Below are 13780 nucleotides of genomic sequence, written 5' to 3' on the forward strand. Positions count from 1 at the left end.
CCATCTCCCCTCAACCGGCCTGCATCAGCAGGCTGGCTTCCAGCGCCACGATGGCGACGACGCCCGCGACCTCGGTGCGCACCAGGCGGCGCCGCGCCTGGGCGTCGTCCTCACGTACCAGCAGCCGGCGCCGCATCCAGACCCAGCCATAGGCCGTCGCCCCGTACAGGCACAACCGCCACACGAAGAAGTAGCCCGATGCGGCCGCGAGCCACCGCTCCCAGCCGGCCACGCTCCCGACCAGGTAGATGCCGGCGACGTTGGCCCCCACCGCAGCGGCGACGATCACCACCGCCCACAGCAGTGCTTTCGCCGCGCGCCGGCTGAACAGCCAGCGCAAGGGGCGCCAGGTCATGCGCATTGCGCTCATGGCCTGACTCCCGGATTGCCCTTCTGCAACTGGTCGAGGCGGTCGGGCACCGGATCGCCCTCGTAGATGCCGCGCGAGCCGGCCGCGCGCGTACCATGGCGCTGGATGATCGCCATCGGCGAGTTGTTCGCCAGCTCGCGGCGCAGCTCCAGCTCCGTTTTCAGGTTGCGGATCTCCCGGTCGAGCGTGTCGCTCTCGTGGTTCACAGCCTCGACCGCCAACTCGTTGGCCGCCACGTTGGGCTCCTTCTTTCCCGTGAGCAGCGTGCGCTGGAGCAACAAGGCCTTCTCCAGCACCGACGACAGCGCCACCTCGGACGCAAGGCGCCGCGCCAGCAGGTCCTGGTCCGGCTCGTCGCGCAGCGCCTCGATCACGCCGCGGGTGATCGGCAGCGACGTGCTGCCGGCCTCGCGCAAGTTCTCGAAGGTGGTATTACGCGTGCCGGAAACCAGTTCCTGCAAGACTTCCAGTTTGGCTTCGTACTCCTCCTGGATCAGCGGCGTCAGCCCGACGCCGGGCACCGTCTCGGTCTTGGTGCAGGAATCGCACGTGCGCTGCACCTGTTCCCCGAGGACCCGGGTGGCCCATTCGGTCGCCTGCTGCGGCGACGTCCAGGTCTGGCAGGACAGGCTCGCGCAACTGGCGAGCGCGATGGAGGATGTGTCCGTCACGCCGCGCCCGTTGACCAGGTTGTAGCCCGCGCGGGTGACGTCGCCGACCACCCGAATGGCGGACTGGCCTGCGCCACCGGCATTGCTGCCGCCCACCCAGGGAACGCCGTCGTTGCCGCGGCGCGTCTCAGCCTGCTCGACGGCCGAAACGGCATCGTTGCTGCCAACCGCGTCACGCAGGGCCATGCCTTCGGCCATCTGGCTCCAGCCAAGCTGGCCGCCCGCCGTCTCGGCCATCTTCTCGGCCATCGCGCGGCACGTCAGCTTGGAGCGGTCGAAGTCCAGCCGCGCCTGCAGCACGCCGTTGGTCAGCAGGTTGTACAGGCCGGGATCGGCGCGCTGAATGATCAGCGCCGGCAGGGACGCCACCGCGCTGGTGGCGCTCTGGATCACGTTGCTCATGATCTGCTGGAAGCCGTTCGTGATGCCGTTGAGCTGGTTGCGCAGCGTGGTCTGGATGCTCATGTCGCCGCAGATCAGGTTGCTGTTCCACCCCAAGCCGACCCCGATGGAGCGCATGCCAGCCGCGCGGCCCATGGACACCGCGCTGCCGCCTCCGATCGAGTACATGACGTCATCGCCAATGACGGGGCCGCTGTTCTGGTATCCGACCTGCGCCCACGCCAGGCCGCAGACCAGAGCGAGCGTGCCGGCCAGCGCCGTCGGGCGCAGCAAGTAGCACGCCTTGGCGGAAAGGTTCATCGGTTCAGGACGCTTCATCGTGGCACCTCAGAGGAAATCGACGCTGCCCAGGAACACCTGCCCGCGGCGTTCGCAGCAGGCATACGGCCGCCACAGCGCCCAGGCGTAGTCGCCTTGCTGGGCCTGGGTCAGCGTGCCGCTGTGGGGGAAGACCACGCAGGTGTTCGACAGACGAGGGGTCAGCTCCTGCCACTTCCCGGTGGAGGTATCGCCTTCGACCAGCGCCCCGGCCGGCCAGTAGCCGTCACGGGCGTTGGCGAGCAGTGGCTGGTACACGTGCAACTGCCCGCGGCGCGTGACGACATCGCCCGCGCGCTGGGCCACCACCGCCCCGGATTTGTGGTCGTCGGTCTGGTGCAGGAAGCCACCGCGTGGATAGACATTGCCCCAGAGGTTCATCGTGGTGCGCGCACCGACCTCACGCATGCCCGGAATCAACGCCTCCGGGTAGGCCATCTCGGGCACGTTGTAGCGCCAGGCCAGCGTGTCCAAGGTGCTGAGCAGATACGGCATGAAGGCCGTTCCCGCGCCTTGGCAAAAATAGCCCGAGGACGAGGCGAACTGGTTGAACACCTCGCCGCCGGGATGGCCGATGACATCGGCGTTCTTGAATTTGGCGAGGTTGTTTTCGTGGTCTTCGTTGGTGGTGCCGTCGCCGCCTGCCTGGGCCGAGGCGTTCGGCATGCTCATCGCTCGCACTTCGACCCAGGGGTTCTCTCCGGTGTTGCTGTAGCTGGAGACGACCGCATCGGGCACGTAGTGCCTGACCTTGACCGACGTGCGCACCGAGCAGCCGCCATAGGTGCAGTACAGCCAGTAGCAGATGCCCACCACCCGGTACTCCAGGCAGTCCGGCGACATGACGGACGAGACGATCGTGGCGGTGTTCAAGGCGTAGCTGCCTGTGGCGGTGGCCAGCAGCAGCGAGGCCACGGGCACGCGCAGGCGGCGCAGCAGATCGAATGGGCGCGTCATGGCTGCGCCCTCCGGTGCTGCTTGATGCGCGCGATGGCGCGGGCGACGTCCGGCTCGCCATAGACCACATAGCGCTGGTCCACCACCACGGCCGGGATGGTCGTGACACCCAAACTCCATGCGTCGGTCACGCCTTGGTAGGCCATCGCGATGCGGCGCTGAAGGTCGGCGCCTCCCTGGTTCAGGCCTTGCCGGACGATGGCTGCTGCCCGCTCAGGGTCGGCTGGAAGATTCGCGGAAAGCTCGGCCTCCATCCGGGGCGTTTCGTCCAACTCGATCAGTCGCTCGCCACCCATGGTCTTGACCGGGTGGCGGCTGTCGGTGACGACCACCACGTCGGCGGCGAAGGTGGCCGGGCTGAACACCGCCAGAGACACCGGCAGCGCTACGGCCAGGCCAAGGGTTCGCCAGCTTGGTGCGAACCGGATAAAAGCTGCTGGCATGTCATGCGCCCCGGAAGTTGATCAGGGCCATAGTCAAACGCCGAACCCCATGCGGGCCCAACAAACAATGCGCATCGCGGCCACCCCGCATAGCTGCTTGTGTCGCCACGAAGAAAAAGCGGAGGCCGAAGCCTCCGCGCTGATCAACGAAGCAGTGCAACCTTTACAGCAGGCCGGACTCCGCAAAGGAGAACGGGGCGCCCTGGCCGATGATGATGTGATCCAGTACCCGCACATCGATGAGCGCGAGTGCGGCTTGCAGTTGCTGGGTCAGCATGCGATCCGCGCTTGACGGCTCGGTGATACCCGAGGGGTGCTGGTGGGCGAAGACCACCGCGGCGGCATTCAACTCCAGCACACGCTGTACGACGACACGCGGATAGACCGAAGTCGAGTTGATCGTGCCCCTGAACAACGGCTCGTAGGCCAGCACCTGGTGCATGCTGTCCAGGAACACAGCGGCGAATATCTCATTGGGCTCGGCGACCAGTTTCAGACGCAGGTAGTCCCGCACAGCGGCCGGTCGGCTGAGGCACGGCCCAGCTTTGAAAATCCGTCTCTCCAGCAGCACGATGGCTTGCTGGATGATCCAGTCCTCGTGTTGGGCAGCGATGGCGGAAAGCGACTCCAGGCAGGAGTCATTGACGACGAAAGACATGGCGAACCTCCAGACGGTGAGATCGGAGGGCGCGCGCCCTGGGAGGGCAAGCCCTCCTGGGGATGAGAATGAAAAGATGCATCCATCACCGCGATTGCAGTGACCGTTCGCGGCCAGGATGCGAGGCGAACGGGTTTCGGTCAGCGCAGTGGACTGCGCCGTAGCCTTGAAGACCGGGGCTACCTGGGCATGTCGCCGACGACGTCGGCAGGCATTTCCGATGTGGGTATGGCGGCGGGATCGCCGGCCGCGAGCATGTCCATGGCCGACAGCAAGGCATCGCCCTCGATCGGGCCCTGCAGCAGGATCGCCTTGCCGGTTTCGCGATCGTGCAGCCGCAGCGATGGCGTGGCGATCACGCCGCTGTTCGTGGCTTCCGCCGTCTGGGCGCGGATCGGTGCATCGGGCCGCTCGCTCGCCAGACACTGCTCGATCGCTGGAGTGAGGTCGGGGTAGCGCAGCCCTTCAGGCAAGCCCTGGCCGTCGCTCCGCGTGTGGGCATAGACCCATTCGACGGCTTGCCAAAAGGCGGCGCGGCCGCCGGCTTCGCCCGCGCATTCCGCCAGGCGCGCTTCGGCGGACGCGGCTGGCTCATGCGCGGCCAACGGCAGGTGGTGCCATTGCAAGGTCACGTCCGCATTGCCGGCCACCCAACGCTTGAGCACTGGAAAATAGGACCGGCAGAACGGGCATTCGAGGTCCGCGTAGAGCGTCAGCGTGAAACGCCCTTCCGGATTGCCCATCTGCCACGGAGGCCCAGCCACCTGCGTGTCGCTGACTGGCGCTGAAGTCTGAGGCGTGGACTGCCCGGGCCAACGGGACACGAGCCAGATCAGCAGCAGCGCAACCAGCACCGCGGCCAATGCCCAGGGCCAGCGGAACTGCCAGCGCCGACGACGGAACGCCTGGACCTGCATCGGAATGGATGGGCGTTTCTGTTCCATGGCGTTCTCCGGTGTACGGCAGATTCAGGGCAGGTCCAGGGCCGGCGACTCGATGCCGCGTGCCCGGTCGATCTTCTCGGCCACCTTGAAGGCGGCATCCAACTCGCTGACGCCGTGCTGCTGCATGAGTTGGTAGCGTTCTGCCTTCTCCTCGGGTTCGGTCTGCGCGAGCGCGAGATACAGGCTCGGCGGCACGGCGCGGAAGAGCACCTCCATGCTCTTGGAGAGGATGACGCCCTCGGTGAACTTGCCCGCTTCCTTGCGTGCCGAGAGCATCAGCGCTTTCTGCGCTTGGCTCAGTTCGCGGAACCGCGCGATCTTCTCCACTTCATCGGGGGGCATCGACAGGCAGATCCACCACTCGATCATGTTGAGCATCGGCTCCGCGGCGCGCGGTAGGTCGTCAATATTTTGTGTAGCTAGCCAGTACCAGGCCCCCAGCTTGCGCCACATTTTTGTAATTTTCACGGTATACGGCGCGAGCAGCGGGTTCTTGGTGATCACGTGGCCTTCGTCGGTCACGTTGATGATCGGGCGGCCGAGATACTGGTCACGCTCCGCGATGTTGTTCACCGTGCTGATGAGGCTGATGTACGCGATCGAGAGCTGCGCGTTGTAGCCCTCGCGGGCGTAGGTCGCCAGATCGACCAGCGTGATGTCGGCCTCGGGCCACGGCGTGCCGTCGCGGTCGAACATCTCGCCGTCCGTGCCTTGGCAGAACATGTCCATCGCGTCCGCCATCTCCAGCAGCCGCACGCGCCGCATCTCGGGCAACGTCGGGTCCTGGCCACGGATGCGCAGTGCATTGCGCACATCGCGCGTGAGCACGGTGCGCTTCTCCGCCACGCAATGTTCGGCGGCGTCGAGGATGCACTGGCGGATCAGCGAGCGGTCGGCCCGCGTCATCCGCGCTTCTTCCTTGTCTTCGCCGCCCGTGATCATCAGCCGTGCCGTGATCTCCAGTTCGCCGAGCACGTCGCGCTGCTCATCCGCCTCCATGGCCGAGGCATCCGGTGGCTGGTCTTCGTCCAGGGCATCGGCATCGAGCGTCTGCACGTCGCTGGGCGTTTCGATCAGCCGGCGTGCGTCGGCGAACGGCGCCAGGCTGATGCCCGATCCGGGGGCCAGCTTGACCCGGTTCACGGTCAGGCCCAGGCGCCGCGCGAAGTCGCTGAACAGGCCGAAGCTGTTGCCGGCTTCCACGATGAAAAGCCGCGGCCGGTAGATGGCCGTCACCTGGTTCAGCAGGTTGTTGAGCGTGGCGGACTTGCCCGAGCCCGTAGGGCCAAACAGAAACAGATGGGCATTCATCTGCCGATCCAACCTGTTCAAGGGGTCGAACGTAATCGGGCCGCCTCCGCGATTGAACATCGTGATGCCGGGGTGCCCCGTGCCCTGGGCGCGGCCCCACACCGGCGACAGGTTCGCCGCGTGCTGGGCGAACATCAGCTGCGTGTACCAGCGGCGCCGATCCTTGCCGGGGTTGTAGCAGCACGGCAGCCAGCGCAGGTAGCTGTTGAGCGGCGCCACCTCGTCGTCCTCGCGCACCGGTTGCAAGCCGGCGTTGAGCATGACGTTCGCGAGGTCCAGGCCGCGCCGATCCAGTTCCGCCTCGTCGCGCCCGCGCAGGTAGAACGCCAGCGTGCCCCGGTAGAGCTTGTGCGCGCTGCCGATCAGGGAGCGGGCCTCGTGCACGTCCTTGAGGGTCTGCTCCGACGCCAGCGTCTCGCCCACGGCCTTCTTCGCCAGGTGGTTCAGATCCGATTCCAGGACATCCTGCGGCGTGGCGACCATCGTGAGACACATCAAGGTGTCCTCGGGCATCTGGTCGAACAGCGTGTTGATCGCGTCCCCCTTGCGGGTCTCGCCGGTCAGGTGCCCCGTGCCGGGCGGCATGCGCAGCCGGTCGGTGATCAGCACGCGGTGCGGCATGCCGTCGAAGTACCAGGCCCCTTGCGCCACGTCCGAGCGCGGCTGCCCAAAGAACAGCCGCTGGCTGAAATCCCGCCCGCTCGCCAGCTCGATCTCGCCGGCCTCGCTTTCCTCGGTACTGTCCGGGTAGCGCGCCAGCGAGTAGAAGCGCTCCCGGTCCTCCGCCCCAGGACCGAGCAGCGTGGGGCGCGGGTTGAACCATCGCAGCAGCCAGTCGTGAACGTCCGCTGCAACCATGCGCCGGGCCTGGATGCCGGCATTCGCCAGCCCGCCGCACAGGCGATCGCAAACGATGCCCAGCATCTGCTCGGGTGTCTGGCCGCGGCGGTTTGCCTGTCCCTGACCGCTCGCGCGGCGGTACACCACCATGCGCACGCGCCGCGTCTGGCCGCGCCAGCGCAGCCGCGTGACCACCGTGTCCTCGAACAGGCCGCCGGGCTTGGCCACAGCGCGCATGTGGTGGCCGAAGAAGCGCAGGTAGAACTCGGTGAACGCCGAGCCGCGCGCACGTGGCTGCACGTAGTCGCGCAGCGTCTGCATGTACTGGTCGAAGCTCGGTTCGTCCTGGGCATAGAGCTGGAGCACCCAGGGGTTCTCGTCCAGTTCATCGAAACTGTCTTGGAGTGCGTTTTCCAGGGCGTCGCGGGCATGCGCGAGCCAGCCGGGTTCCCGGCCTTCGGTGCCCAGCGGCACCAGCTCGTAGAACGCCGCCACCGATTGGCCGTCCTCCAGGAGCATCGATTTCGACTCGGGCATGAACTCCACCCAGGGCAGCAGTTCCACGAAGGACGGCGCAACGTCGTACAGCGCCTGCTCGTCGGCCACGGTCGCTGGCTTGCGGCCGTGGACTGCCGAACCGGGTTCGGGGATGCCGGCCTGGCGCAAGGCCTCGACGTGGCGCTGCCAGCTGTCCGGCTGCTCATCGCTGGCCGGGCTACTGGAGCCGGCGCCGGCCAGCTTCGGCCATGGGAGTTTCCACCGCATCAGTAGTCCTCCACGCGCTCGCCCGGCATCGCGTACTGGATGCGCTGGTAGAGCGGGAAGACGGTGGTGTAGCCGGGCACCGGCACGGGATCGGTGCCGGCCAGGTGCGGGTACACGTACATCACGAGATCGGGATTGGGCAGGCGCTGGAACTGGCGGTGGACCTCATTGCGCGCGGTGCGCGTGTAGCGCATCTGCTCGACAGGTGCGGCCTGCACGTCGGCGTCGGTCAGGGGCCGACGCAGGCTCTGGCGCGCGTCGAGCAGCTGGCGGCCGGCGTTCCGTCCGGCTGCGCCACCGCCGTCGCCGGCCTCCTGCTGCCAGATGTCCATCATCGTGCGGTCACCGTGGGTCAGCAGCTTTTCCTTGCTGGTGGCGCAGCCGCCAAGCACCGCGACGGCGAGGGCCAGTGCCAGGCCACGGGCCAGGTTAGTCAAGTTCGAGTGCATGGCTTTTTCCTGCGCGGTGATCGACCTTGCGGCCTTCGGGATCGAAGTCGATGGCGAGCGGCTTTTCGAGGTGGACGGCCACCTTGGCGCCGGGTTGGACATAGACGGCGGCGAATGCCTGGCCGTACAACTTGTTGACCCAGGCCGACATGTCCCGCACGCCGCCCGCCAGAATCTGGCCGACCGCTTCCTGGCCGGTGATGCCCACGGTGCCGATGGAGCCGTCCGAGCCGACATAGGACATGCGGCCGCTGTCGCTCTCGATGAGCGAGGCCACACCGGCACCGGCCGCGGTGATCAGGGCCTGCGAGCCGAGGTATTGCTGGGCGTTGCTGCGCCGCTCGCCGCTGACGCACGGGATGCCGTGGGGATCGCTGATCCAGCCCAAGCCCCCACTTTGAGAGTTCTGCTGTTGGTTGTCCTGCTGGTTGCCCTCGCGGTCTTCGGGGATCGTGCGGATCGTGCCGTCGTGGAAGACGAACGTGATGCTGCGCACCTGACCGCGCACGCACGACAGCGTCCAGTCGCCCGAGGCGGTGCCGCTGAACACGGCGCCGGCCACGTCGGGAATGTCGATGCCATTGGCGGTCAGGTTGTCCGGCCCGACCAGGACTTTGAACGGATAGGGATCGTTGACCGTGCCGTCGATCGGCACGCGGCCGATCAGGGCCGTCATCGCCACCGATCCCATCAGCGTCGAGTTGGTCGGCACGGTATAGACCGGCTTGGCACTCTTGACCCCGGCGGCGCGGGCGCCCGCGTTGGCCACGGTTTCCGCGGTGGTTTCGAGCGTGCTCTGCGCCGGGCCGAAGCTCGTGGGGAAGCTCATGCCGCCGCTCGCGCCACGCCCCCCGTTGCGCCCCTCGGCGGGCTTTGCGTCGTCCGGCTCGACCCACCGCACGCCGCCCTCCATGCCGGCCTCGTCGCCGCCCTGCAGCCCCAGGCCCACGGGCAGGTCCGCATGGCCGCCGCCGCGCCCGCCGATGCTGTCCAGGCGCCGCTGCAGGTCGGCGAGCAGCCCTTCGGTCTGCTGGCGCGCGCTGGCCGCCTGCTCCTGGTCGCGGCGCAGGTTGGACCGCTCGGATTCGAGCGCCGAGTTGATGCGCTGGTCGATGGAGTTTTCGCGCTGACGCAGCCGCTGGTTCTCTTCACGCTGGGACTTGTTGTCCGAGAGCGCGGTCTGAAGCTCGGTGCGCAACTGCTTCACCTGCGCCACCAAGGTCGCCACGGTGTCGCGCGGGGTATCGCCCTCGATGCCGAGAGCCTTCATTTCATCGGGCGTGAGCTGGGCGCCGTTGTCCTCCGCGGGTGGCGCCGTGCTGCCTCCACCCGAGAACAGCCGGATACCGACGAACAGCACCAGGATGGCGACAGGGATCATCAGCCACTTGAGCAGGCCGTTACTGCGCATGGCGGGCCTCCTTGGTGTTCTCGTCGCCGTCCGGCTGCGGCAGATGCAGGGCAGGGTCGAAGCGGTGAATCGCCGGCAGCAGCGACTGCGCGAGGCCGCGGCCGCGCGTGACCAGGTACAGGACGGTCGTGTCCTCGGGCGTGCCGCGCGGGCCCAGCGCCTCGTGCTGGAAGGTGGCGGTGAGGAAATCGCCTTGCAGCACGCGCGGGTCGAGCGTGATCCAGCCGCCGCTGCCGTTGGTCAGGCGCACGGCTGTGACCCACTGGTCCTCCAGGCGCCACGACGCGAGCGCGACCGCGCGCACGGGCAGCGTTGGCATCAGTGTGTCCAGGTCGAGGTCGCGGGGCAGGTTGACCCGCATGACGCCCGGCAGCGGCTCCACGGTGCGCAACGGCGCGTAGAGGTTCTGCGCGGCGAAGCGCGTCAGGACGACAGGGACCGGGGTTTCGCGCCGCGCGGTCCGAGCACCTGCCTGGGCACGTGCTGGGGCATCGTCGGCGCCGCCTGCCTGATCGCCGTAGCGCGCTGGAGTGCTGCTGCCCTCGACGATGCGCACCGGCTCCAGCTCGGCCTCGCCGTCCTTGGGTGGTTCGGCCGCGATGTCCAGCAGGATCAGCGCGCCCGTGTCGGCGTCCTGCAGTTGCAACCGCGTGGGCTCGATCGGCTCGCTGGCGCGCAGGTACACCGCGCCGCCCGCGCTCTGTACGCGGAGGCGCTCGCCCACGCCCGCGGGCACGCCCACGCGCACGTCCCGGTCGATGAACACGATGCGTTCCTGACCGACCTTCAGCGGCACTGCCAGCGGCATGCGCTCCCAGCGCAGGATTTCCACTGCATGGGCGACGGGTGCCGCGGCCACGGCCAGCAGTCCCAGCAGCGCGAGTACAGGGTGCTTCATGGGGTGTTTCCTCCTTGAGGCGCTTGCGGAGACAGGCCACTCGGCGCCGGGCGCGTCGGCTCCGGTGCACTGATGCGCTGGGGCGCGCCGTCGTAGCAGTCCAGCGCCAGGCCGAACGGGTTGCGGGCGGGATCGACATCCACCCGCGTGACCTTGATCGGATAGCGCACCAGGGCGCGCTTGACCTGCTCGGCGCCGTAGTACTCGTCCGCCGTGATGTCCAGCGTCACCACCCAGTCGCGGTCGGACACGGTGCGCACGCGTGCCGTGGGGTCGTCGCCATAGCCGCGGCCGGGAATCTCGTAGATGCCGCGCACGCGCTGGCGCAGCTCGCCGGTGGAGCGGCGGTAGTCGTAGTCCGCCCGCAGGAAGGCCTGGCAGGATGGGGTGAGGTACGGCGAGAGCGTGTGGAGGTTGCGCGGGTAGTCCTCTTCGCCATTGGTCGGCCAGCGGTTCAACGTCTGGAACACGTAGAACGTGAACGCATAGACCGATTCGGGCGGCACCTCCCACCACTTGCGGGTACTGCCAGAGCGCAGGTCGGGCGGGACGTGGATGGTCAGGTCGCGCGGCGCGCTCCACCAGCCGCCGCCCATGACCAGGGCAACGACGACCAGCGCGCCCGCGCCCAGCCGCAAGGTCTTGATGTGCGCCTGCAGGTGGGCGATCTCGTTCTTGAAGCGGCTCATCGCATGCTCCTGCGGGTGGACCAGAAGCCCGAGCGCGAGATCAGCACATGGCCACCAACCCAGCCTGCCATCAGCGGATGGCGCGTGACGATGCGCCATTGCAGTTGTCGATACAGCCAAGTGTCGGGACGCCCACGCTTGAGGCGGCGCAGGATGCCGCCGCCGATGAAGACGCCGAGCGCCACACCCAGGACGACGAACGTCGGCGCCAGCGCGATCGTGCGGAACACCCAGGACAGGGGCGCGCCGACCAGCAGGCCGGCGGCGCCGGACAGGCCGCAGCAAATCCAGAGTTCATCGGCGGTGAGGCCGCGCACGACAACGGGATGGCGGTTGAGCCGGTGCGGAAGGAACGTCACGGTCCCGTCCGCACGGACGTGCTGCTGCTCGGACATACCGGCCTCGCTTACAGGATGCCGGTAGCTTCGGTGAGCAGCCAGATGCCGATCACCAGCAGCACGGCGCCGATGGCGACCGTGAGGCCGAACTGGCCCCACGTCTTGCGGCCGGTGTGGATCTCCGCGTAGGTCCCGTAGGCGTGGTAGCAGACGCCGATGAACATCGACGCCACCACCAGCAGGGCCACGAGCATGATGATGTCGTAGCCGTAGTTGCGGATGGTCTCCATGATGCCGTTGCCGGTGCCGCGCGTGGGGTTCTCCAATTGCGGCAGACCTTGCGCGAACGACAGCGCGGGCAGCGCGGCGGCGCCCAGGGCCACGGCGGCGCGCTGGGCAAAACGGGAAGTGAGGTTGCGGTTGTGCATGGTCGGGCCTTTCAGGTCAGGACAGAAGGAAGAAACTCAGGACGAGGTACATCGCGACGAAGCGGATGCAGACGCCGAGGAACTGGCGCTGGTTGAGGCGGCTCTCGGACCACCCCACGTAGGCCGTTCGGATGGCCCAGACGCCCCACACGAGCAGGACCGCGAACACGACGCCGACCAGGACGGTCGCCATTGCGGAAGGCGCGATGCCGCTGTTGGCTTGAAATGCCGAGACCTGGGCGCCGTTCATTGCTTGCCCCCCGCAGTCGTCGCCGGCAGCGGCTCGGCCGCCCGCTCGGTGCGGTAGTCGCCGGCCAGTTCGGAGGGGTCGCGCGGCTGAGCGCGCGATGGCGTCAGGTGAAACTGGATGCCGGCGCGAACGCGCGCCAGGTCAGCCAGCAGCCGCGGGTAGTCGAAGTGGTAGCGCTCGCCCGGCTGGATGGGGGCATGCGCGGCGCTGTCCGCGACGGTGCGCTCCAGCGCGTCGAGCTGGCGCAGTGCGGCGACCAGCTTCTGGCGCTGTGCCGGAGACTCGGCCAAGGCCATCTGGGACAGACCCAGCAGGAGGGCCGTCACGAGAAAAGTGGGCACGCCGCGATGCGCGGCGCGCAGCCAGATCGAAGCCACCATCGCGCCATTCCTGTGTGATCAGCAATGGGGTGATCGTGGAGATCAGGGCTGTTTTAGGCCGCAAACAATAGGAACTGGCGGACGACCGGATTGGGCATACCGCGAGCGAACCTACAAAAGCCCGGGTCGAGTTTCGATTATTGCGTTTTTCGAGTGTTTCGAATATGATCGGCTCTGCAACCGTTTTCGCTTAGGAGCTACCCATGACCACCGCCACTGCCCAATCCAAGATGACCCTTCCCGCCGCGGGAGAGGTTAAGGCAGCCGTCCAGGGTCAACGTGCCTTGGCGGCTTACCTCGCAACCCAGTTCGAGACGCAGCACATCCAGATCTTTGATGACCACAAACAGGCTCATCAGGTGGAACTGCCTACCTCGGCTTTACGCCTGCTGGTCGACATCCTGGCCGAGTTGGCCGATGGCAATGCAGTAAAGGTGGTGCCCGTCCATGCAGAGCTGACGACCCAAGAGGCGGCGGACTTGCTCAACGTGTCCCGTCCCCATTTCGTCAAGCTGCTAGAAGATGGGGTGTTGGCATTTCATCGCACCGGCAAGCACCGCAGGGTGAGGTTCGCCGATCTGATGCAGTACAAGGAAGCGCGCGAGCGCGCCAGTGAGCAGGCGATGGCCGAACTCGCTCAGCAGTCGCAAGAGTTGGGAATGGGATACGAATGAGGCATTCCCCATTCACCGCCGTCTACGACGCGTGCGTTCTATATCCCGCGCCACTGCGGGATTTCCTGATGTGGCTCGGCCTGTCTGGCCGCTTCCGGGCGCGGTGGAGCCAAGCCATTCATGAGGAGTGGAAACGCAATCTGTTGATCAACCGCCCCGATCTCACCCGGGTTCAGGTCGACAGGACGTCGGATCTCATGGACAGGGCCATTCCGGACGGCTTGGTGGAGGGCTACGAAGCGCTCGTGGCAGGCCTGACATTACCCGATCCGAACGATCGGCACGTCCTGGCTGCGGCGATTCGCTGCGGTGCGAGCGTGATTGTGACGTTCAACGAACGTGATTTCCCGAACGATCTGCTGGCTCCGTACGGCATCGAATCGCAGCACCCCGATGAGTTTGTGGACAACCTGCTGGATCTGGATGCGGCCGCCGTAGTGTCGGCTGCGCAGCGCCAGCGTGCCCAACTCAAGCATCCGCCGATCGATGTGGACCGCTATCTCGAAATCCTGCTGCGCCAAGGCCTTGTGCAAACGACCAAGGTGCTGGCGACCTATCGCACCATTCTCTGACCCGCCGAGAGC

Annotated in this window: 17 protein-coding genes; 2 read left to right on the plus strand and 15 right to left on the minus strand. The window is 67.1% G+C overall.

What is annotated here, in order from left to right; translation table 11 throughout:
* Positions 1-10 precede the first annotated feature (10 nt).
* The 15 genes from I3K84_RS18785 to I3K84_RS18855 all read right to left on the minus strand — a co-directional run bounded on the left by I3K84_RS18785 (position 11) and on the right by I3K84_RS18855 (position 12522).
* Positions 11-370: a hypothetical protein gene (locus I3K84_RS18785; RefSeq protein ID WP_009518522.1), complete on the minus strand. Its 360-nt coding sequence runs from the start codon at positions 368-370 to the stop codon at positions 11-13.
* Entirely contained in the window at positions 367-1761 is a 1395-nt protein-coding gene (locus I3K84_RS18790; RefSeq protein WP_196995161.1) for an integrating conjugative element protein, read from the minus strand. Before I3K84_RS18790 ends, I3K84_RS18785 begins: the two co-directional genes overlap by 4 nt.
* A 9-nt stretch (positions 1762-1770) precedes the next feature.
* Entirely contained in the window at positions 1771-2718 is a 948-nt protein-coding gene (locus I3K84_RS18795) for a TIGR03756 family integrating conjugative element protein (protein WP_196995162.1), read from the minus strand.
* Positions 2715-3161: a TIGR03757 family integrating conjugative element protein gene (locus I3K84_RS18800; RefSeq protein ID WP_011804667.1), complete on the minus strand. Its 447-nt coding sequence runs from the start codon at positions 3159-3161 to the stop codon at positions 2715-2717. The genes I3K84_RS18795 and I3K84_RS18800 overlap by 4 nt, the downstream gene beginning before the upstream one ends.
* A gap of 163 nt (positions 3162-3324) precedes the next feature.
* Positions 3325-3819, minus strand: a complete 495-nt coding sequence (radC, locus tag I3K84_RS18805) for a DNA repair protein RadC (RefSeq protein WP_003119996.1) — start codon at positions 3817-3819, stop codon at positions 3325-3327.
* A gap of 179 nt (positions 3820-3998) precedes the next feature.
* Positions 3999-4763: a thioredoxin domain-containing protein gene (locus tag I3K84_RS18810; protein WP_196995163.1), complete on the minus strand. Its 765-nt coding sequence runs from the start codon at positions 4761-4763 to the stop codon at positions 3999-4001.
* Between the two features lie 24 nt (positions 4764-4787).
* Positions 4788-7679 carry a conjugative transfer ATPase gene (locus tag I3K84_RS18815; protein ID WP_196995164.1) on the minus strand — a complete coding sequence of 964 codons (2892 nt, stop codon included), beginning with the start codon at positions 7677-7679 and terminating at the stop codon, positions 4788-4790.
* Complete coding sequence (locus tag I3K84_RS18820; RefSeq protein WP_009516217.1) at positions 7679-8128, minus strand: TIGR03751 family conjugal transfer lipoprotein; 450 nt, start codon at positions 8126-8128, stop codon at positions 7679-7681. Before I3K84_RS18820 ends, I3K84_RS18815 begins: the two co-directional genes overlap by 1 nt.
* The gene (locus tag I3K84_RS18825; protein ID WP_011804670.1) at positions 8109-9539 is read right to left on the minus strand and encodes a TIGR03752 family integrating conjugative element protein; all 1431 of its coding nucleotides are present in this window, start codon (positions 9537-9539) and stop codon (positions 8109-8111) included. The genes I3K84_RS18820 and I3K84_RS18825 overlap by 20 nt, the downstream gene beginning before the upstream one ends.
* Positions 9529-10437: a TIGR03749 family integrating conjugative element protein gene (locus tag I3K84_RS18830; RefSeq protein WP_009516219.1), complete on the minus strand. Its 909-nt coding sequence runs from the start codon at positions 10435-10437 to the stop codon at positions 9529-9531. The genes I3K84_RS18825 and I3K84_RS18830 overlap by 11 nt, the downstream gene beginning before the upstream one ends.
* Entirely contained in the window at positions 10434-11126 is a 693-nt protein-coding gene (locus I3K84_RS18835) for a PFL_4703 family integrating conjugative element protein (RefSeq protein WP_009516220.1), read from the minus strand. The genes I3K84_RS18830 and I3K84_RS18835 overlap by 4 nt, the downstream gene beginning before the upstream one ends.
* Positions 11123-11521 (minus strand): TIGR03750 family conjugal transfer protein, encoded by a 399-nt coding sequence (locus I3K84_RS18840; protein ID WP_009516221.1) that lies wholly within the window; start codon positions 11519-11521, stop codon positions 11123-11125. The genes I3K84_RS18835 and I3K84_RS18840 overlap by 4 nt, the downstream gene beginning before the upstream one ends.
* Positions 11522-11532: 11 nt before the next feature.
* Positions 11533-11892, minus strand: coding sequence for a TIGR03745 family integrating conjugative element membrane protein (locus I3K84_RS18845; RefSeq protein ID WP_003090173.1), 360 nt, complete (start codon positions 11890-11892; stop codon positions 11533-11535).
* A gap of 16 nt (positions 11893-11908) precedes the next feature.
* A complete protein-coding gene (locus tag I3K84_RS18850; RefSeq protein WP_003050225.1) occupies positions 11909-12142 on the minus strand; it encodes a TIGR03758 family integrating conjugative element protein in 234 nt (77 codons plus the stop codon).
* Positions 12139-12522 (minus strand): RAQPRD family integrative conjugative element protein, encoded by a 384-nt coding sequence (locus I3K84_RS18855; RefSeq protein WP_011804671.1) that lies wholly within the window; start codon positions 12520-12522, stop codon positions 12139-12141. The genes I3K84_RS18850 and I3K84_RS18855 overlap by 4 nt, the downstream gene beginning before the upstream one ends.
* Before the next feature lie 203 nt (positions 12523-12725).
* Here I3K84_RS18855 and I3K84_RS18860 point away from each other — a divergent pair, with 203 nt between their 5' ends.
* Both I3K84_RS18860 and I3K84_RS18865 read left to right on the plus strand, forming a co-directional pair.
* Positions 12726-13196: a helix-turn-helix domain-containing protein gene (locus tag I3K84_RS18860; protein WP_003050245.1), complete on the plus strand. Its 471-nt coding sequence runs from the start codon at positions 12726-12728 to the stop codon at positions 13194-13196.
* The gene (locus I3K84_RS18865) at positions 13193-13768 is read left to right on the plus strand and encodes a PIN domain-containing protein (protein ID WP_003153636.1); all 576 of its coding nucleotides are present in this window, start codon (positions 13193-13195) and stop codon (positions 13766-13768) included. The genes I3K84_RS18860 and I3K84_RS18865 overlap by 4 nt, the downstream gene beginning before the upstream one ends.
* Positions 13769-13780 lie beyond the last annotated feature (12 nt).

It is taken from the genome of Diaphorobacter sp. JS3051 (assembly GCF_015832135.1).
Classification (GTDB): Bacteria; Pseudomonadota; Gammaproteobacteria; order Burkholderiales; family Burkholderiaceae_C; genus Diaphorobacter; species Diaphorobacter nitroreducens.